The following is a 21,480-nucleotide window of genomic DNA, read 5'->3' as shown; positions in this document are numbered from 1 at the left end:
GCAAAGGATTGCCGACCTACGAATATTGAGCCGGGCATGTAGGATGCGGTGAGGCACGAACCGCATCGTTCGACTGTAAGATCAATCATTTGCGCTGGTTGCTCCTCCGAATTGGAGACTCGATCAGAACTTCCTTAACCGTATGAGGTCCGGCAGGTCCCCTTGGCGGACAACAAACGGTAAAGCCTTGCCCAATCGAAGCTTGGCCCCGGATCGGTCTTGCGCCCCGGGGCGATGTCGCAATGGCCTACGATCCGGTCCGGAGATAATCCCGGGTAAGTCTTAAGCAAGACGGCCAGCAAATCGCTCAAGCGTTCGTACTGCACGTCGACATAGGGAACATCGTCGACTCCTTCCAGTTCGATACCGATCGAAAAATCGTTGCAGCGTTCCCGCCCCTGAAAATTCGAGTTCCCGGCGTGCCAGGCGCGCCGCTGGAACGGCACGTATTGAACGATCTCGCCGTCGCGGCGGACCAGCGCATGGGCGGATACCCGCAGGTTGCGGATCTGTTCGAAATAGGGGTGGGCGGTCGGCTCCAGATTATTGGTGAACAAGGCGTCGATCCAATCGCCGCCGAACTCGCCCGGAGGCAGGCTGATGCCATGGATCACCACCAGGGAAATATCCTCGGTATCGGGCCTGTCGTCGCAGTTGCGACTCTCCAGCCGCCGTGCGTTTACCAGCCAATCATCGATTATCTTCATGTTCCGAGCGGAGTCGTAAATTCCCGAGGATTCATCCCGCCTGCCGAATATATCGCCGAAATCATCTGCGCATTTTCAGTTTTGTGGCCAGGATCACGATTCAAAATGCGCTTAGCCTTTAAATTAAATCCATAGTTTAAAGAAAGTCCTTAGTACAGTTCGGGTATGGTTTTAAGGAAGCTCTGAATAAACCCTCTCCCTCCGGGGCAAATCGGCACGACTGCCGATTTACTCGGCTCATCCCTGAGGCTCGCCCTTCGGGCCGTGCTTCGCACGTTCCCGTTCGCTCCCGGCGAACGGGTGCACGCGTGAGCGCCGCTTGCGGCTCCGCACAGGGCATGTGCGGAGTGACTGGGTTGGGTGAGGGCCAGTTTGGTCAAACCGTTGCGCAGGTCGCTTCTCCGAATTGGAGACTTAATCAGAGCTTCCTTGAGCCGATCCGTAATTTTTAAACCGCGACCCGCTTTGACCGGTCCGGCATCATGCTCGGCCGGCCGGGAATCCGCAAGAATGGAATACATGCAATTTGCCCGCAAACAGTACCTTCCGCGACGTAAATCGAACCCTTTCCCGCTGGGAACGACGGGCCGGAACGAGAGTCCGGAGGCGGAAAGCGTTCTGGTCAAATACAGTCATATCGGGGAATCAAGAACCGTTTTGGCCACGAGTCCAAAAACAAAAAACTCGTTTATCAAATCGGTCCATATACCGAATATGCGCCGAGTATCCAGAAGGATAAAAAACGGCGAGGACCAGGGTATTCAATGGGACAGCTTACATCATGTCATCCATTTTCGATACGCCGGGAGCAGTTGCCGGCGGCTTGCCCGGCCTCACCTCGTCCAAGGGTATTTCAGGTTGCTCAAATCGCCGCCGAGACCGCCGAAATTGCGCTTGGACTTCTAAGCTCATTCAAAAGCTACTTTTTTATACTCAAGAGTCAAGGGAGAGTTAAAACGATGAGACGTCGACGATTATGTGGCGGGCTGGCCCTGGTCCTGTCGGGAGCCGTTTTCGAAGCGCTAGCCGATGACACCGGGCCTGCCCAAGGTCTGCCCGACAATCAGGAAATCAAGGCCGCCTTCGCCGAGCTCAAGGCCGGCGAAGGCGGCTATTCGCCGGCCCGCGCCGCCCGCGAGTATTGGGACGCAGCCCGCCGGCGGATCGCACAGGACCCGCGCTGGGCCCCCTGGTTGCAGGAACGAACCGACTGGCTCAACACCTGGATGAGCCAGCCCCGCGAGAGCGCGGACTGGGTCGCCGGCTGGGTCCACGATTACATCGATCCGGACACGGGCGCTCTCCTCAACTGGACCCCCGATCAGCCGATACCGCCCGACGAACCCGGCTACGAAAAAATGCGTGCCGCCTGGATCACCCACAATCGGATCTACAACATCGATCGCGTGCTGGACGCGGCCCGGCTGTTCCGCCTGACGGACGACAGACGCTATCTCGATTGGGCGGTTTCGCAGCTCGATTTCTACGCCGACGCCTACCTCGGTTTTCCCCTGCAGACCTGGAACGGCCAGGCCCAGCTGTTGAGCCAAAGTCTGGACGAAGCGACCCGCGCCCTGGTGTTGATCGAAGCGGTCCGGCTGCTTAAGCCCCATGTCCCGGCTGCTCGCGCCGACCACTGGCGCGAAGGACTGTTCCTGCCGTTGGCGACCAATGTGATGGCTTCGGCGCGCGAGGTCCACAACATCGCCGTCTGGCATGCCGCGGCGGTGACGCTGATCGGACTCGAGTTCGAACAACCGGAGCTGATCGATTTCGGCAAGAATTCGACCCTGGGTATTCCTTCGCTCCTGGAGACAGGCGTATCACCGGACTGGTTCTGGTACGAAAACTCGCTTTCCTACCAGGATTACACGGTCAAGGCCCTGGTGGAAATGCTGATCGGCGCGTCCCTGCGCGGGCGACTGGCCGAGTTCGCGCGGCAACTCTGGATCGCGCAGAATCTGATGATTTCACCGGTGACCGTCCGCTTCGCCAATGAAGACGCACCGACTCTCAACGACTCGCCTCCCAATCGCAAGGCACCGAACCGCGACCTGTGGGCTTCGTCGCGCCGGGTTCTGCCGACCTGGATCGGGCTGGAAGAAGCGAGGGACCAGCTGACCTGGGACACTTTGCTCGATCCGCCCAAGGCGGTCGAGTCGACACCGGTACTGCCCGAGGTGGTATCGGGGCCGGTGCCGGGCCTGGACGCCGTCCAAATCGTGAAAAACGGCTGGCACGCCATGTTGCGCTACGGACAGAAAGCCCCCTTTCATGCTCAGCAGGAAGCGCTTACTTATGAACTGCAGTACGGAGACACCTGGATTCTGAAAGACGCCGGCACCGTCGGCTTCGGCTCTCCGCTGCACCTAGGATATTTCCGCCGGGCGCCGGCCCACAACGTGCCTCTGGTCGACGGTTCCGGGCAATCGCCCTGGCCGTCCGAAGGGCAGCTCCTCGACGTCTCCACGGATGGCTCGTTGGCGGAGGCTGCTCATCCGACCTATGCCAAAGGCGTAACGGCCTCGAGGCGCCTCGTTATCGGGACCCGGACGTTCACCGATAGAGTGGTGGTGAAAACCGACTCGGAAACCCCGCGAGCGATCGGTTTGGTCATGAACACGCCCTGCTCCGTGACCAGCGGTGCCGAGGTCTTACCGGAAGGAGCGCCGCTGCCCACTTCCAGTCCTTTCCAATACTGGAGCGACTGGACCACCTACCATACTCCGGGAAACTGGCGCGCCTCGCTTCACTGCGGCGATCGGCGATTTTCCCTGCAAATTTCCGGAAGCGCCATGGAGCGGGTGTTTGTGGGAACCGTCCCCGATTCCGCGGCCCCTTACACGCGCCGCGGCATCTATGTCGAAGGTATGGCGCAGCAGGCCCAATTCTATCTGGTGTTCGACCCGCGCTAGCCGAATGAATCGGTCGAACCTTTGTTTCGCGATTGTCCGGCCGGCGGTTCCGCTCGATTCGGAAACGACGGTCGTACGCTTTGATGGAGTGCAGCGAGTCGGCAATCCCTTGCCGACGGTGCAGCTGGGCCAACCGGTTCGTCGGCAAGGGATTGCCGACCTGCTCCCCGGATGGCCGTTTGCGATCGCAAGGCCGCGATCGATGCCTGTCCTGAGCTAGGTCGAAGGGCCTGTCCTGAGCTGGGTCGAAGGGCCTGTCCTGAGCTCAGTCGAAGGGCCTGTCCTGAGCTCAGTCGAAGGGCGGTTCCCTTCGTTCACCGCATCCTACGAGTCTTCGCCTGTCGGCCGCGGTGACGCGGGACGGCCGGAATCCATGCGGCGTTTCTACGCCTTCCAAGCGTTTAACCGCCGTTTCCAGGTTCAAAGGCCCGGGGATCGAACATTTCCCCGCCCTTGACCACGCGAAAAATGCGGCGCAAATGAGCAACGTCGGCCAGCGGATCGGCGTCGAGCAGCACGAAATCGGCGAGCTTGCCCTGCTCCACGGTTCCCAATTCGGCGCTGCGCCCCATGACGCGCGCTCCGCCCCGGGTCGCGGCCGCCAGAATCTCCCCGGGCGAGAGTCCGGCCTCGGCCATCAGCTCGAACTCCCGGTGCAACGCCGGCCCGTGCAAGGTGCCGATATTGCCGGCATCGGTCCCGGCGGCTATGGTCACGCCACTGTCCTGCAAGCGTTTCAGATTCCAGAACGCGACATCCCGGCTGAACCAGCGGTAAGCCCAGGGTCTTTTTCGGGCGGGCAGGCCGGCCAAGTCATCGAAGGTCGCGATCACTTCGGGATCGCCGAGGCGGCGCTCGATATCCGTCAATCGCACCTTCCTCCCGAGGACCTCCTCGTAACCCTCGTTGACGACCAGGGTAGTCACGTACACCACGCCGCGATCCTTCAACAGCTTGATGAAGGCCTCGTCGACCCGGCGGTCATCCACGCTATGGGCCAGAATGTCCGCACCGGCCACCACTGCCGCACGTGCGGTCTCCAGATCGGTCGCGTGCACAACGACCCGTGTGCCGACCGCATGGCTCATCTCTATCGCCGCCTCGACCACGGCGGTCTGAAACACAAGGCTCCGACCGGGCAGCGGAATGAACCAGATTTTGATGAGGTTCGGCTTGTGCGCCAGGATTTCCCGTACCGCAGACCGGCTCTCCGCGGCGGAATCCACCTTGATCAGCGCCGGATCGTCGGCCTTGAGCTCCCGCGGAAAATAAGTCGCAATCAGCGGCCCGGTCGCCGCAACGCGCGGCGCCAATTCGGTTCGCATCGCGCGATCCCGCACCTGGAAGGTCCACAACGGGCCGCCGACGTCCACCACCGAGGTAACGCCGCTCGCCACATAGCGGGCCAAAGTATCGGGAATGCGTTCCCTGAGGCTGCGGATCTCGTCCCCATAAGGGCGAGTCTCCCGCAGATCGATCACGTCCGGGCGGGTATAAAGGCCGCCCGATTGAAAAAAGTGAATGTGGGCGTCGATCAGGCCGGGAACGATCCATTTACCGCTCGCATCGACCACCCGCGTTTCGGGCGGAATCCTTATCTCGTTCCGGCTTCCCACGGCGGCAATCCGCCCGTCCCGGACGAGAATCACCGCGTCGGCGCGCGGAACGCCGCCGGTGCCATCGATCAAGGTAGCGCCGATAAAAGCCGTCACATCCGCTCTACTCCCGCCGGCGACCAATAGAAACCACAATGCGATTGCCAAAAAAACGCCGGTATTTGGCAATCGGTAATTCCACATCGCTTTCAATTCGAATCAAGAAAACCTGAGCTTTTTATTTCGACCGCGGTCCGGGCCGTTTATTGCGGAGGAACTTGGAGGAGATCGGGCGGCACGAGGGTGCCGTTTCACAGGTGCCCCGGCGAGACGGCCGGGGTTAGGCGGGTTTAAGCACGCTCGCGCAAGTTGCGGGATTGCCGATGGGCGTACTGCTGCGTCCATCGGCAATCCCGGCTAAAGTCAGTCACACGGTATGCAGTAGTTTGTTCCGGAGACCCTCACTCTGTCCGGAGGGCACCCGTCGGTTCCGCATCGATATCTAATTTGCGTGACGCGTTGTGCTGCGATGGCGGGAGATGTCTCTGCAACCGGAACCGGCTCGCCGGCGGCATCGGTGATGAGCCAGGCGGAGCCGGTCAGGACCGTGCCGGTGGCGAGGCCGATGAAGCTGAAGGCGTGGTCGGGCTTGAGGACGAAGGCGTAGCCCGGGGCATCGGCGGCGGTGTCCGATTCGGCATCGTCTACCGTGAACCGGAGGGTTCCGGTGCAATCCGGGTTGACGGTGTAGGTGGCGCCCTGTCGAGCGGTTGCGGGCGTCGTCGTATTCGCGGATTCGGTGAATCTGAGCCAGGCATGGCCTTTGCCGTCGGCTTCGAGGGTGCCCACCTGGGCAAAATGGACGGTCTCGGTCTTGGTCAGATCGAGGTCGGTCTCCGTTCTGCTCGGCCCGTCCACTCGACCGGACGCCTGAAAGCCGTACCGGCCTTTCAGGCTATCGACGCCGCACGTGCCGTCCGCCGCTTGAGCGGCGGGAGCGATCGCTATCGAAATCACGAACAAACCTAACAAAGTCTGATGATGTCGATTCCTCAACATTCGGTTTCTCCCAAAACAGCTGCAAGTGAAATGTTCAAAAACCTTGCGAGTCAATCCCTTCTGCGTGTCGTCGTTGGACTGATTCGTGAAAGCATGCCGGTGGTTTACGTTCGCACGATTCGGTGGCATGAACCTGGCATATATTCCTGCAACTGAGCTAAAAAGACTTGTCAGTCATGGCTGATTTTTCTGTAGGATTTGGACGACAGAGCCGAAAGCCGGGCCGAGTGACGTCGGGAAGGGCGGCTTCGGTGCCCCCCGAAGACGCCGTTTGCGATTGGAAGGGTGGCTCCGGTGCTCCCGGAGACACCGTTTGCGATTGGAAAGGATTCCCGACCTACAAGGGTGCCCGGTCGTAGGTCGGCAATCCCTTGCCGACGCAGACGCTCGACCGGGCCGTGACGTCGGGAAAGGATTCCCGACAAAAATCGGGTGGTTAGAGAACGGCCGGGTGCGCATGGCGCGTCTTCGCGTTCGGCCGATTCCCAAGCCGTGTCGCTGTTGGGATGTTGTGGCGCCGGATCGCCCATACGCCCAGGCCTGACTGGCATGCGTTCCGGGACATCAGTTCGGAGTCTTCAGAATGCCAGCGTAAGGTGAAAAAACATCGTCCTTTCCGGAATGAACAAAGGCGTCTCCTCCAGGCGCCCGGTTCGATAGCCGAGGGAGTTCTGCCCGAGGAAATCGAATTGTTGGTCCAGCACGTTTTTTACGACGAATCCGGCTGTGCCAAAGCGATTGGGTAAACGATACCTCAGGGCAAAATCGAGCAGTGCGAACTGATTGTCGTCGTGGTTCCTAGACGAAGGGTCATTCCGTTCGAGGGCCTCCTGATTGACATAGGTCACCGTGATAGTGCTCGATAGGCCGGAGGGATGAAAATAACTCAAACTCAGCGGGGCGATATGATTCTGGTATCTCGTCTCATCGCCGCTCGTGTAAATATCGAACTGATACTCCAGGCCGGCAGCGAAATTATCGTTGATCGCCCAGTAGCCATAGGCACGGTACAGCATTTCTTCTTGTTTCAATATTTCGCTCTGCGTATCCAGGCTCACTTTCGGAAGGATAGGCGTAATCATATCCCGTAACGAGGCCTCCAAACCCACCATGAGATCGGACGAAAACTTGTGATCCAGACCGATGCCGTAGCGCCTGGCATCCGTGGTCGGGTAACCGTCGAAGAACTGATTGAACCCTGCGATCTGGGTGGGTTCGATCGTGGCATCGTGCTCGACGCCACGATCGAAAGTTCGGAATGCGGCGAGGCGTAGGATGGTGTCGGCCGTGAGTTCCCACGCCAGTCCCACTTTCGGGTTGACCTGGCCGTAGTCTCCCACCCATTGATTGCACGATGAATCGTAGCTCATGCCCAGCGTCCAGGTCATGGTCTTCGGAAAGCGAATATGGGAATACAGATAAGCATTACTGTGGCGGATGTGGTAAGCGATACGCTCGCTGGAAAGGCCGAGGCTACTTGCCAACTCATTTGACAACTCGACGGACAAGTCGCGGCGGCCGCCGCCTAAAATGAGATCGAAGGGGTCGCGCCGGTAGATGTACTGGGCTTCTCCTGCAAAGCCACGCTGGCTCATGGTCTCCGAAAGATTTTTCGGGATCCGGGAAAGGATCATTTCAACGCGGTTGTGCAACGTGTCCAGATACATGGCCGAAAGAATGACGTCGGAGTTCGCGGTGGGCGAATAACGAAGGCCGGTCCTAATGCTGTCGGTGGTGACCTCGCGCCGAAAGCTATCGTCGAAAGTCTCCAGGTTGCCGTAGAACAGCAAATCCCCATGCTCCAAATGTCGGTGCCGGTATTCGGCCTGAATGCTCAAGTTAGGGCTGACCATGCCCTGGGCGAAGACGTTATAAATATCCTGGCGCAAGTCGTTGTTCTTGCGGAAGCCGTTGGTCTCGTAATGGAACTGGCCAAGGCTGTAGGAGAAGTTGTCCCAGAGCCCGGAATGCACCAGCTCTTCCCCGAAGGTGTCGTTGCTGCCCGCAATGCCGGAGGCCTGGAAGCTGAAGCGGTCGCGGGTGAACATGGGGTTGAACTCGTTGAACGAAAGCCGCGACGGCCCCGCGCCGTCCGGAATCAGCAGCCGGCCTTCTGCTAGGTGGGGCTGTATCGGGGTGGTGTTGATCGGCTGCAGTAACTGCGATTGCAGCACTTCGCTAGCGCGGGCGATCTCGTGCCGCGGCAGGGACGAGTAGGAATCGGCCAACAGCCGGTGCGCGGAATAATTGCCCGGCTCGACGCTGAGCGAGCGCCAGCCTTCGACCACGGCGCGCTGGCCGAAGCCGAGATCGGTGTAGATGCGCCCCAGGGCGGCGCTGCGGGCGGCGAGGTCGTCGTCCAGAGCGAGCTTGGAACGGTAGACCGCGCGGTTGTCGTTCAGCTCGATCGCGCGTTGCAGTTCCTTGAACGCTTCCACCGGCCGGTTTTCGGTCTGCTTCTTGATCGCTTCGTAGAACCAGGGCGTGGGGTCCTTGGGATCGAAGGTCTTGGCGAGGTCGAACTGCTTTTCGGCGACTGCGTTGCGTTTCTGCTCGTAATAAGCCTTGCCGAGATAGCTGCGGATCAGGGCGTCGCCGGGGTCGAGGCTGGCGGCGGTCTCGATCGCCGCCGTACCCTCCTTCAGCTCGCCCTTGCGCACCAGAGCCAGCCCCGAGCCGAAGCGGGCCAGGGGATCGGCGGAATCGAGCTCGGCGCCTTTCCCGAAGCTCGCCAGCGCTTCGGAGGCATCCCCGTCCATGAGTTCGACGAAGCCCAAGACGACATGGGCGCGGGGATGGCGCGGGTTGATCCGGACCGCATGCTCGGCGGCCTTGCGTGCATCGGACCAGCGCCCCAGGCCGGCCAGGAGTTCCGCCCGGCGGGCTTCGACCAGGGCATCGCCGCGATCGAGCGCGGCCGCGCGGTCGATGCTGGCCAGCGCGCCTTCGAGATCGAACGCGGCCTGGCGTGCATAGGATTGCGCCATCCAGCCCGAAGCCGCAGCGGGGTCGGTTTGCACCGCCCTATTCGCGAGGTCGAGCGCTTCCGGCTTCCGGTTGCGGGCGAGGGCGATGACCGCGCGTAAGGCGTCGATGGCGGCAGGCGCTTTCGCCCCCCGGGCCTGGGCGGCCAGCAGCGGTTCCGCTTCGTCCACCCGGCCCACGCTCAGGAGCAGGCCGGCGTAGAGGGCGGCGAAATCGACATCGCGGCGCGCGTCCGGCACGCGATCGAGCGCGGCCAGGGCTTCGACGATGTCGCCGTCGGCATAAAGGCGGAGGGCTTCGGCGACGTGCGGGTCGCGCACGCGCGCCTGCAGGGCGGCGTAGTCCACCAGCGGCGGGAAATAAAGCGCCCACTGGACGCTGTCTTCCGGCCGCAGATCCAGGGCCAGGCGCGGCGCCTCGCCGAGGGCTGCGACGGCGGTCTGGCCGTCCTTGAGCACGACCTGTCCCTTAGTATTGGAGGTCTCGACCTCGCCTTCGAAGACCGTGACCTGGCCGCCCTCGGGACCCGCCTTGATGAGGAACTCGGTGCCCTTGATGGCGGCGTTGATGTATGGGGTTCGGATGTCGAGCGGCTTGGACGTCCGGCTGCGGGCGTACAGGGCGCCGGTGAGCAGTTCGAGCCAGGACGGCGCTTCCGCCTTTCCATCCGAAAAGACCACGATAGTGTCCTGATCGAGCGCGATGTAGGTTTGATTCGGCAGGAGCAACGATGCGCGGCTTCGGGCCAGCGTTCGGATCTTGTCGCCGGGACAGAAGGTCTCCTCGGACATGGCCGGCTCCCATGACGGCTTGCCGGAAGGCTTGATCTCGACCCGTCCCTGCGCCGACACCAGACGGGCGGCCCATTGTTCACAGGCATCCGAGAGAGCGGGTCCGCTCGTGAAAAATGCAACAATGGTCAAGAATAATTTGGCAGATTTTTGCATCAAGTGCCGACAAACGTTTTTCCGTAGCTGCAAGACGTACTCCGTTGTTTCCCTTTCGGAATAAATCGGCCGGGACTGGAAACGGTCGAACCAAACGCCTCGGAAGGGATTCGGACAGCAAACTCAGGCAACCCCCGTACGGGGCGGGGACTTTCTTCGATCGATCAGTTACTCCAATCGTTTGCTCCGAATTGTAGAGAAGTAACCGGGTTTCGAAGGCCTTCGGAAGACGGATTTCGTTCGTTGGTTTGGAGATGGGTTCACGCGGCTTGCGGGAGGTTTGCATTCATACCGACGAGGACTGCAGGCGTGAGTATCTTCTTGCAACCGAGGCAAAAAGGCTTGTAGTCCTGTGCTGATTTTTCTGTAGGAAATGGACGACACGACCGATGGGCCGAGTTGCCGGGGCCGGCGCGGCAGGCGGAGCGCCGGCCTGATGCTGGTATTCGCGTGTGATTTAAGGTGTCAGTCGTAACGTCGGGAAAGGATTCCCGATCTACCAGGCGACACGGTTGTAGGTCGGCAATCCCTTGCCGACGAAAGCGGTTGTCCGGGCGGTGACGTCGGGAAAGGATTCCCGACCTTGTATTATGAATTCCGTGTGGTTCGGAAGGGGTTGGAGAAGACTCCCGACCGGTCACCACAGGCCTGGAGGGCGCTCCAGGTTTGAGCGACTGGATGCCGTTCCCGCCCTTGGGACACCAAGCCCGTTGCGTAGATCGATGCAGCAGTCGCTCACCCTCATCGAGCGATCGAACAGTATCTTCGGCCCGGCTTGCCGGCAGCCCGCATTCACAAGGTAGATCATTTGAGGTTCATGATGCCCACGTTTTATCTCGGAATTGATGTCGCCAAAGCCAAACTGGACTGCGCGTTACGCCTCCCCAACGGGAAGTTCCGAACCAAAGTCATCGCCAACTCCCAAGACGGGTTCGCCACCCTCGTCACTTGGCTCACCGGCCCAGAGGCACGGAATGTTCACGTGTGTATGGAAGCCACTGGGGTGTATTGGGAAGACGTCGCCCAGTGCTTGGCTACCCAAGGGTTCACTGTCAGCGTCATCAACCCTGCCCAAATCAAAGCCTATGCCGCTTCCCGCTTAACCCGGACCAAAACCGATGCCGTCGATGCGCGCCTCATCGCCGAATTTTGCGCCGAGCGCCATCCGCCTCCCTGGCAGGCGAGAAGCGAAGCCGAAATCGCCTTGCGCGCGCTCGTGTTGCGTCTGGATGCGTTGCAAGCCCTGCGGACCCAGGAAAGTAACCGCCTGGAGGTCGCCCGGGACGCGGTGCGCACCAACATTCAAGAACACCTGAATTGGCTCGATCAGCAGATCAAGAGCCTGATCAAAACCATCAATGAGCACATCGACTCTAACCCCGATCTGAAGGGGAAGCGCGAATTACTCGAGAGCATCCCCGGTATCGGGGAACGCACCATCGCCATTCTGCTCGCCTTCTATGCCGAGCCCAGCCGCTTCGCCAATAGCCGACAAGCCGTCGCCTTCGCCGGGCTCGACCCGCGCCGGCAGGAGTCCGGAACGAGCGTGAAAACCAAGCCGCGGCTGTCCAAGGTCGGCCATGCCTTCTTGCGCAAAGCCCTCTACATGCCAGCCATGGTGATCCTGTATAAGACCGCTTGGGGCCAGCCCTTCAAGAACCGGCTCGCGCTCTCGGGCAAGCCCGCCAAGCTCATCATCGGTGCCATGATGCGCAAGCTCCTCCAGGTCGCTTTCGGCGTCCTCAAGTCCGGAAAACCCTTCGATCCAGCACTCCATGGCACTTGACCCGGATAACAGTATCTACCAGGCGACACGGTTGTAGGTCGGCAATCCCTTGCCGACAAAGACGCTCGACCGGGCCACGGTGTCGGGAAAGGATTCCCGACCGACCAGGAGGCACGGTCGTAGGTCGGCAATCCCTTGCCGACGCAGACGCTCGAATGGGCCGCGGCGTCGGGAAAGGATTCCCGACCTACAAGGCGCTCTGTCGTAGGTCGGCAATCCCTTGCCGACAAACCCTTTCCCCAACCATTCTCTAATCCAAATCCATTCCCCGGATCGACGGCGGCTCGCTCGCGCCCCAAGCTTCGGGATAGGCGCCGCGCATCCGCCATTCATGGAAGCTGGAGTGCGCATATGCCCCTGGATTCCGGGCAATCCCATGCTTGACCGGATTGAAATGGATGTAATCCAAATGTCGGGCGAAATCGTCCTGGTCCCGAACGATGTGATCATAGAATCGGTTCTGCCACCAAGAGCCCGGCAGGCCGGCGACGGCTTTGAAACGCCAGGTCACTTCCCGCTTTACGGCGGCAATGATCTTTGAAACATGGACCGCGTCATCCGGTTTGAACAGCCAATGGAAGTGGTCCGGCAATACGACATGCGCCAGGTGCCTATAGCGGTAAATCGCTTTAACCGACCTCATGGAGGCGAGCAAAATCTGCACGGAAACTTCGTCGGCGAGCCATGGCTTCCTGCCTTGGGTGACCAAGGTAACGAAGACGGGGTGGCCGGCAAGATAATACCGTCGATAGCGAGGCATGAGATCAAATGAATCGGTGGTAGTTGAAATATAGAACATTGAGCTTATGCCGACGCGTTGTGTCGCGATGGGATTCCCGACCTACAGGGTGGCACGGTTGTAGGTCGGCAGTCCTTTGCCGACGCAGACGCTGGATCGGGCGGTGCCGTCGGGAAAGGATTCCCGACCTACAATGCGGCACGGTCGTCGGTCGGCAATCCCTTGCCGACAAAGACGCTCGACCGGGCCACGGTGTCGGGAAAGGATTCCCGACCGACCAGGAGGCACGGTCGTAGGTCGGCAATCCCTTGCCGACGCAGACGCTCGAATGGGCCGCGGCGTCGGGAAAGGATTCCCGACCTACAGGGTGCACGGTCGTAGGTCGGCAATCCCTTGCCGACGAAAGCGGTTGTCCGGGCGGTGACGTCGGGAAAGGATTCCCGACCTACAGGGAGGCACGGTCGTAGGTCGGCAATCCCTTGCCGACGAAAGCGCCGGCCGACCGGTTAACGTCGGCAAAGGATTGCCGACCTACAAAATCGGTGGCGTTGGAGAGCGGGTGGCGCACCCTCCCGATCCGGTCAGTTCAACACGGTAGGCAGCTAAAGGCTCCGATAGACCACCAGTATCCGTTCGGACAAATAAGACTGCATTGCGCTGCCGCATAGAGCAGCCCTCCGTCGCCGGCACTACGTGGAATTGGTTCACTGGTGGCATCGAAAATTTGCCACGCCGAGCCGGTCAAAACCATGTTGGTGATAGTGCTGATGAAGCTGAAGGTATCGTCGGGTTTGAGAACGAAGGCATAGCCCGGACCATTCTCGGCCGCGTCGACCTTGGGGTCGCCCAGCAAGTAGCGGATGGTGCCGGTGCAATCGGGGTTGACGGTATAGACGGCGCTGCTTTTGGAGGTGGCGGGCGGTGAGTTATGGCCGGTCGATGTGACTTTGATTTAGGCGTTGCCTTCGCCGTCCGCTTCCAGGGTGCCCACCTGGGCAAAGTGGATGGTCTCGGTTTTGGCCAAATCGACCCTGGCGCCCGCCTTGACCGGCACGTCCACGCGGCCGGACGCCTGAAAGCCGTAGCGGCCTTTCAGGCTCTGGATATCGCAGACGCCGTCCGCGGCCTCGGCGGCGGGTGCCAGGGCGATCGCGAGGGTGAACAATCCCAACAACATCTGAAGACGTTTAATTCCCAACATTCGAATGCTCCCAAGACTATGGATGAAACCGTTGCTCGACGCGCCGTGAGCCGCGGGGTCTTGCCCGCGGGTTCGGGGCCGGATTCACACCATGGGGTTCGCCCCATTCGGCGCTCGTTAGCCGGCGTATCTTCGCGAAACGGCAGCAAAAAGGCTTGTAGGCTGCAGATGATTTTTATGTAGGTAGTGGATGATATGGTGATAGGTCGACATGCCTTTGCCGACGAAGCGGTTCGCCGGGCCGCGGCTCCGCATCGGCAAGGGATGGCCGACCTATAAAATCGGGGAGTTTAGAGAGCGGGTGGGTAAGGCTGGGGTGGGTGATTTACGGTGCGGGGAGCGGCGGGAGGATTCGGCGGCAAGGCGAAGGGTGCGCGTGGCGCACCCTTCGTTCAGTTCACTAGCATGGAATGCAACTGAAACTTCCAGGCGCAAGTTTTTCGCCCTTCGGACAACTGACACCACATATCGATGTGGCGGCAAGTAAAGCTCCGCCCGCGATGGCCGCTGCCAGCTTCTTTTTATGGCGTTTAGCCAATTCCCAAGCCCCATTGGTTTTCTGTTGTCGTGAAGCCTGATCGCTCATATATTCCTCCCAGTCTGACGTGCATTCCTGGACATCTGTACGGAGTCCTCAAAATGCCAGTGTGAGTTGAAAAAACATCGTCCTTTCCGGAATAAATAAAGGCGTTTCTTCCAAGCGCCTCGTTCGAAAGCTGAAGGCGTTCTGGCCCAAAAAATCGAATCGCTGATCCAACAGGTTTTTTACTACAAATGCCGCCGTGCCGTAACGATAGGGTAAACGATATTTCAGGGAAAAATCGAGTAGCGCGAACTGATTGTCATCGTGATTTTTCAAAAACTCGACATTCCCTTCGAAGGCTTCCTGATTGACATAGGTCACTGTGACGGTACTAGACAGGCCGGAGGGATGGAAGTAGCTCAAACTGAGCGGGATGATATGGTTCTTATAGATGGTCAAAGTGTCGATTGCGTAGGTATCGAACTGATATTCCAGGCTTGCAGCGAAGTAATCGTTAATTGCCCAGTGGTTGTAAGCACGATAGAGTATTTCTTCCCGTTGCGAGATAAAGTTGGACGTAGCTAAACTGACGCGCCGCGGGACAAGCACAATTTCGTCGCGCAACGATGCTTCCAAGCCGACCATGAGACTGGACGAAAACTTGTGATCCAGACCGATGCCGTAACGCCTAGCATCCGTGGCGGCAACGCCATCAAAGAATTGGTTAAACCCAGCGATCTGAGTCGGCTCGATAGTCGAGTCCTCCTCGTCGATACCCCTATCAAAGGTGCGGAATGCAGCGAGACGTAAGATTGTATCGGGCGTAACCTCCCAGATCAGCCCGAGTTTTGGGTTGACCTGGTCGTAATCGCCGATCCATTGATTACGGGACAAGTCGTAGCTGATCCCAAGCGTCCAGATCATGGTGCTCGGAAAGCGGACATGGGAATAGAGATAAGCGTTGCCGTGGCGGATGTCGTAAGCAATCTCTTTGGCAGAGAAAGGATCTGACAAATCAGCCGAAATGTCGCGGCGGCCACCGCCCAAGATCAGATCGAAGGGGTCGCGCCGGTAGATATATTGGGCTTCGCCCGCGAAGCCGCGCTGACTAGCGGTGTATGATCCGTTTTCATCGACGTGATTCCGAAGAGAATCCAGGTACTTGGCCGACAGAATGACGTCGGAATTTACAGTGGGCGAATAATGAAGGCCGGTCCTAATGCTGTCGGTGGTTACCTCGCGCCGAAAGCTATCGTCGAAAGTCTCCAGGTTGCCGTAGAACAGCAAATCCCCATGCTCCAAATGTCGGTGCCGGTATTCGGCCTGAATGCTCAAGTTAGGGCTGACCATGCCCTGGGCGAAGACGTTATAAATATCCTGGCGCAAGTCGTTGTTCTTGCGGAAGCCGTTGGTCTCGTAATGGAACTGGCCAAGGCTGTAGGAGAAGTTGTCCCAGAGCCCGGAATGCACCAGCTCTTCCCCGAAGGTGTCGTTGCTGCCCGCAATGCCGGAGGCCTGGAAGCTGAAGCGGTCGCGGGTGAACATGGGGTTGAACTCGTTGAACGAAAGCCGCGACGGCCCCGCGCCGTCCGGAATCAGCAGCCGGCCTTCTGCTAGGTGGGGCTGTATCGGGGTGGTGTTGATCGGCTGCAGTAACTGCGATTGCAGCACTTCGCTAGCGCGGGCGATCTCGTGCCGCGGCAGGGACGAGTAGGAATCGGCCAACAGCCGGTGCGCGGAATAATTGCCCGGCTCGACGCTGAGCGAGCGCCAGCCTTCGACCACGGCGCGCTGGCCGAAGCCGAGATCGGTGTAGATGCGTCCCAGGGCGGCGCTGCGGGCGGCGAGGTCGTCGTCCAGAGCGAGCTTGGAACGGTAGACCGCGCGGTTGTCGTTCAGCTCGATCGCGCGTTGCAGTTCCTTGAACGCTTCCACCGGCCGGTTTTCGGTCTGCTTCTTGATCGCTTCGTAGAACCAGGGCGTGGGGTCCTTGGGATCGAAGGTCTTGGCGAGGTCGAACTGCTTTTCGGCGACTGCGTTGCGTTTCTGCTCGTAATAAGCCTTGCCGAGATAGCTGCGGATCAGGGCGTCGCCGGGGTCGAGGCTGGCGGCGGTCTCGATCGCCGCCGTACCCTCCTTCAGCTCGCCCTTGCGCACCAGAGCCAGCCCCGAGCCGAAGCGGGCCAGGGGATCGGCGGAATCGAGCTCGGCGCCTTTCCCGAAGCTCGCCAGCGCTTCGGAGGCATCCCCGTCCATGAGTTCGACGAAGCCCAAGACGACATGGGCGCGGGGATGGCGCGGGTTGATCCGGACCGCATGCTCGGCGGCCTTGCGTGCATCGGACCAGCGCCCCAGGCCGGCCAGGAGCTCGGCCCGGCGGGCTTCGACCAGGGCATCGCCGCGATCGAGCGCGGCCGCGCGGTCGATGCTGGCCAGCGCGCCTTCGAGATCGAATGCGGCCTGGCGTGCATAGGATTGCGCCATCCAGCCCGAAGCCGCAGCGGGGTCGGTTTGCACCGCCGTATTCGCGAGGTCGAGCGCTTCCGGCTTCCGGTTGCGGGCGAGGGCGATGACCGCGCGCAAGGCGTCGATGGCGGCAGGCGCTTTCGCCCCCCGGGCCTGGGCGGCCAGCAGCGGTTCCGCTTCGTCCACCCGGCCCACGCTCAGGAGCAGGCCGGCGTAGAGGGCGGCGAAATCGACATCGCGGCGCGCGTCCGGCACGCGATCGAGCACGGCCAGGGCTTCGACGATGTCGCCGTCGGCATAAAGGCGGAGGGCTTCGGCGACGTGCGGGTCGCGCACGCGCGCCTGCAGGGCGGCGTAATCCACCAGCGGCGGGAAATAAAGCGCCCACTGGACACTGTCTTCCGGCCGCAGATCCAGGGCCAGGCGCGGCGCCTCGCCGAGGGCGGCCACGGCGGTCTGGCCGTCCTTGAGCACGACCTGTCCCTTAGTATTGGAGGTCTCGACCTCGCCTTCGAAGACCGTGACCTGGCCGCCCTCGGGTCCCGCCTTGATGAGGAACTCGGTGCCCTTGATGGCGGCGTTGATGAACGGGGTTCGGATGTCGAGCGGCTTGGGCGTCCGGCTGCGGGCGTACAGGGCGCCGGCGAGCAGTTCGAGCCAGGACGGCGCTTCCGCCTTCACATCGGAAAAAACCACGACGGTGTGCTGATCGAGCGCGATGTAGGTTTGATTCGGCAGGAGCAGCGATGCGCGGCTGCGAACCAGGGTTCGGATTCGGTCACCGGGGCAGAAGGTTTGTTCGTCTTCCACCGGCGTCCATGACGGTTTCCCCGAGGACTGGATCTCGACCTGGCCCTGTGCCGAAACCAGCTGGGCGGCCCATTGTTCGCAGGTGGCCGCGATACCGGGACGGCTCACGAGGAGTACGGCGATCATCGTCAGAAACAATTTGGCTGATTTTTGCATCGAGCTGCGAAACGTGTGTTTGAGTTGTTGTCAAAGGACTTTCGCATGGGCTCCGGTCCCCCCCCCAGCCTGGTGCAACCAGGCATTATTTTCGTGCCTTATTCGCGCATCCTGCCTACGGCACCCCAATGCCGTTAAGTCAGGCCGTCATGTCGTCATCCAGGGCACAAGGATGTGGTTCGCTCCATGTCATCCTTGGCGTCCGGGTCTTCCCGGGCTGTCCTGCCCGGCACCCCGCGTGCCGCGCCCGGTAAGCGGGTTGAGCAAAAGCCGTGCCCGCATTTCCGGGATTGTGGGCAGCGATAAGCTGTTTGTTGAGACACGCATTTATCGCCGCCGCCGGCTTCCTCCGGAGGGGTAGGTGTAATTGTTACACCCTTCCGGAGGTGCGGGATTTTGCGATGCCTTTCCCTGAAGATAAGGGCGCAAAATCCCGAACGATACGGTTCGTGCCTCACCGCATCCTACTGCTCCTTCTACGACACCCTGCGGCGGGAGCGAGGGTTAGCTAGTGAGGGGATTGAAAAATAGGGAGTTCCTTCTTTTTGATCCCCTCATCCCAAGCTTCTCCCGGAGGGAGAAGGGGCAAAATGCGTAAGTCCCGCGGCATTGCCGCCGGGCACGGGTCTTTACTGTGCGTAACGTAAAGTCCTATTCGAATCGCCCTCACCCCAACCCTCTCCCAGAGGGAGAGGGGGCTCTTTTGGCTTTACTTTCTTGAGCATCAGTAACTCATCTCGCGAGGCTGCAAACGCCAGGACGATTTTTCCGACCGGAAAGATCGCGGCCAAAGCGGCCGCTTACACATGGAGGGGCCGACTTAGAGTATTTTTCGATTCGGTGTAAGGGATCCCGATATGTAGGTCGGCAATCCTTTGCCGACGTTCCGGCTCGGCAAAGGGCTTTGTCGGCAAGGGATTGCCGACCTACAGTCTTCCTTCCCGACACGAGTCCGTACACCGACATGAAAAACGCTCTAAGGCCTGCTCGCCGTTGGAACTGCAATTTCGGCGCTTCCGGAAACGCCGTTTGCGATTGAAAGGGTCGCTCCCAGCGAACTTGTCCGAAAACAGTCCTGCGTCAGTCCTGTTCCATTTGCCTGTATAGCGGTCGGGGAGGGACTCGAATTCGGCCGGATCAATTCGAGGTCATTTGGTTAGCGGACGGGCCGAGTCCGATTTTTCAACACGAATGCCGAGCGGCTGATCGCCAGCCGCAAGTCCCCCCCTGAGACGCGCCTCGCATGTTTTCAAATAAAATCGGATCGGTCCGTCTTCGGGTAATTGTAGAACAAGCTGGCTGAAAGCGGCATAAGCTTCCAGCCATCGTTCTTCCTGGAAGTGGTCGAGGGCAGTCTGAAACCGGTGGTTGACCTCGCACCAGTGGCCCATTTCCACTGCCTCGGCGGACACCAATTGGGCTACGGATACCGGCCGGGTTTTCCCGGCCAGAAGAAATTGGCCCAGCCGCCGGGCCCGGTTTTCCTCGAGTCCCTGCAGCACGGCTTCCGATACCAGGATTTCGGTACCGAGTACCTTGTTTAAGGCTTCCAGGCGCGCCGCGATGTTGACTGTGTCGCCGACCGCCCGGATCTCGCCGCGGCTGTCGGTGCCGATATAGCCGATGCGGAGATCGCCGCAGTGTATCCCTATGCGTACCGGAAAGCAGATTTGATGGTGCTGCTCGAAGCGGCGCACGGCCTGCTGGATTTCGAGCGCGGCCTGCAACACGTTGCACCGTGTTTTGGGATCGTTCCCTTCGGTGATCCAGATCGCCAGCATGGCGTCCCCGATGACGTCGGAAATCCATCCGCCGTGCCTCGCCACGGGTTGGAAGATGACCCGGTAGTATTCGTTCATCAGGTCAGCGAGTGCCATGGGTTCCATGGTTTCGGCCAGGGCCGAGTATCGCCCGGCGTCGGTGGCGAGGCAAATGCCATGGGTCAAACGCCCGTACGAGGGCAATGCTTTGATGTCTTCATCCCGGGTCAGGTGGCTGAAAACGTCCACGGGAATGAAGCGCTCGATCACCGAGTGTATTTTTTCTTCGCGCCGGACTCGCCGCCAATGGTTGATCAGCATGCTGCTCAGCAGGGCGGCCGGCGCGTGCCAGATCAGCGGGATGAAGAGCGGCAGCCAAAATCCTTCGGCGAGGAACAGTCCCCATGCCGTCGACAAATATCCGCCGCTCAGCACCGCAATCGAGAGCAGCGCCTTTTTCACCGAGAGCAGTTGCGCGCAGCAACCCAGGACGAGTCCCCAGGAGAACAGCCAGGCGAGTTCTTCCAGCGGCGTAAGCAAGGGCCGCACCGATTTGTCTTCGAGCAGGTTGGCCAGGGCGGTCGCCGTCAGTTCGACCGAACTGATCGTGGAATAGGGCGACTGGAACAGCCCTTCGGTATATTCGGGCTGAAAATCCTCGAGATATCCGATCAGGACGATTTTGCCGCGAAGCGCCGTCATCAGTTGTTCGGACGGGGAGTCGACGAGTTTATAGAACGGTATGGTGGGAAAGGTGCGGGCGGGACCGTAATGGCTGAAGTAACGCGGCCGCCCGCTGGCATGAACGCGAAACAGGGCGCGCAGCATGAGGCGCGTTCTTTCGGACATCGGTCTTTGCTGGAGGCTGCTCTCGAGGGCGGGCAGCAAATCGGATCGGGATTGCAGGAGTACGGTAAGCTCGCGCTGCAAGGCGTCGAACTGCTCCCGTTCGCTCGTTTCCTTCCTGAGGAAATCGGTCGCTTCCGGCGCCACATCGCCGAAAACGCCGAGCAGGTCGTCGCGGGCCGTGAGCAGGGCGTAGGCCAGCAGCAGCCGGGCGGGCAAGGTCGCCTGGCTTTCTCCCCCGAAGAAGGAGAGAAACTGGTTCATGCCGTAGTCGTCCTTGGGCAGGAGGAACGGTGCCGTGGCCAGGGCCGCATCGGTCAATTGTTCGGTGGAATGCACCACCGATTCCAGGTATATGCCCGCAGAAACCTGCCGGGGCTTGACGTAATCGGTCAGCACGACGCGCCCCATGCGTTGCATCGCGTCGGCCATGTCCCGGTCGTCGTCGGGATCGGACGCCGGGCTGAAAAAAAAGACATTGAACGCGAGCAGTTCGGCGCCGGACGCCTGGACATTGCGAATTACCCTCGCGTTGAGCCTGCGCGGCCATGACTGGGGATCGTTGGGCGCCTGCAGGCGCAGCGCGGACTCGTGATCGATGCCCACGATCACGATTTCTCCGGGTGGACTTTCCGCGCCCCTCAGGCGGTAAAGCAGGCCGAAATCGAATCGTTCGCCGAATTGTGCCAGAACGGGTATGAGGCTGAGCAGCAAACCGCTGAACGCGATCAGAAGCGGCACTCGCGCGCGCCGTAACCATCCCAGCACCAGCGGGATAGGATTGCTCATAAGGCGTCTTGACCGCCCGGGTTCACGCCGTGAAATGCGGAACGGTGATTGGCTGATATCACTACAATCAAATCCTGGAAAGAAGGCCGGTCGCAAGAATTCGTCGCCACGGATTTGGTCGCTTCGCGGGCTGAAACCGTCCGTGACATTCCACGGTTCCACCGCACCGATTTTTTGGAATCGTCTACATTATACG

General features: G+C 60.3%; 11 protein-coding genes. 2 read left to right on the top strand and 9 right to left on the bottom strand.

All coding sequences use genetic code 11. The features are described from left to right. Positions 1–134: 134 nt before the first annotated feature. Complete coding sequence (gene ampD, locus sS8_RS16845) at positions 135–707, bottom strand: 1,6-anhydro-N-acetylmuramyl-L-alanine amidase AmpD (protein ID WP_119630663.1); 573 nt, start codon at positions 705–707, stop codon at positions 135–137. Between the two features lie 959 nt (positions 708–1,666). On the opposite strand from ampD, the gene sS8_RS16835 reads away from it, so the two are divergent. After that, positions 1,667–3,622, top strand: coding sequence for a heparinase II/III domain-containing protein (locus sS8_RS16835; RefSeq protein WP_170161128.1), 1,956 nt, complete (start codon positions 1,667–1,669; stop codon positions 3,620–3,622). Between the two features lie 401 nt (positions 3,623–4,023). On the opposite strand, the gene sS8_RS16825 is transcribed toward sS8_RS16835, so the two are convergent. From sS8_RS16825 to sS8_RS16815, 3 genes are all read right to left on the bottom strand, one after another. After that, the gene (locus sS8_RS16825; protein WP_119630656.1) at positions 4,024–5,421 is read right to left on the bottom strand and encodes an amidohydrolase family protein; all 1,398 of its coding nucleotides are present in this window, start codon (positions 5,419–5,421) and stop codon (positions 4,024–4,026) included. 219 nt (positions 5,422–5,640) lie between these two features. Further along, positions 5,641–6,276, bottom strand: a complete 636-nt coding sequence (locus sS8_RS16820; protein WP_145986574.1) for a hypothetical protein — start codon at positions 6,274–6,276, stop codon at positions 5,641–5,643. Positions 6,277–6,854: 578 nt separating this feature from the next. Further along, on the bottom strand, positions 6,855–10,184 hold the full coding sequence (locus tag sS8_RS16815; RefSeq protein ID WP_170161126.1) for a FecR domain-containing protein: 3,330 nt from the start codon (positions 10,182–10,184) through the stop codon (positions 6,855–6,857). Positions 10,185–11,028: 844 nt separating this feature from the next. Here sS8_RS16815 and sS8_RS16810 point away from each other — a divergent pair. Then, a complete protein-coding gene (locus tag sS8_RS16810) occupies positions 11,029–11,994 on the top strand; it encodes an IS110 family RNA-guided transposase (protein ID WP_084161956.1) in 966 nt (321 codons plus the stop codon). A gap of 250 nt (positions 11,995–12,244) precedes the next feature. Here sS8_RS16810 and sS8_RS16805 read toward each other — a convergent pair whose 3' ends face one another. The 5 genes from sS8_RS16805 to sS8_RS16785 form a co-directional block, all read right to left on the bottom strand. Beyond that, complete coding sequence (locus tag sS8_RS16805) at positions 12,245–12,754, bottom strand: REP-associated tyrosine transposase (protein WP_170161125.1); 510 nt, start codon at positions 12,752–12,754, stop codon at positions 12,245–12,247. 565 nt (positions 12,755–13,319) lie between these two features. Next, the gene (locus sS8_RS27710; RefSeq protein WP_145986572.1) at positions 13,320–13,586 is read right to left on the bottom strand and encodes a hypothetical protein; all 267 of its coding nucleotides are present in this window, start codon (positions 13,584–13,586) and stop codon (positions 13,320–13,322) included. A 99-nt stretch (positions 13,587–13,685) separates the two neighbouring features. Further along, on the bottom strand, positions 13,686–13,934 hold the full coding sequence (locus tag sS8_RS16795; RefSeq protein ID WP_145986571.1) for a hypothetical protein: 249 nt from the start codon (positions 13,932–13,934) through the stop codon (positions 13,686–13,688). Between the two features lie 634 nt (positions 13,935–14,568). Beyond that, positions 14,569–17,859 carry a FecR domain-containing protein gene (locus tag sS8_RS16790; protein ID WP_170161124.1) on the bottom strand — a complete coding sequence of 1,097 codons (3,291 nt, stop codon included), beginning with the start codon at positions 17,857–17,859 and terminating at the stop codon, positions 14,569–14,571. Positions 17,860–19,037: 1,178 nt separating this feature from the next. After that, positions 19,038–21,284, bottom strand: a complete 2,247-nt coding sequence (locus sS8_RS16785) for an adenylate/guanylate cyclase domain-containing protein (protein ID WP_119630642.1) — start codon at positions 21,282–21,284, stop codon at positions 19,038–19,040. Positions 21,285–21,480: the final 196 nt, after the last annotated feature.

The organism is Methylocaldum marinum, assembly GCF_003584645.1.
Classification (GTDB): domain Bacteria; phylum Pseudomonadota; class Gammaproteobacteria; order Methylococcales; family Methylococcaceae; genus Methylocaldum; species Methylocaldum marinum.
Note: the sequence above shows the minus strand (reverse complement) of the source record. Positions and strands in the feature narration are given on the sequence as shown.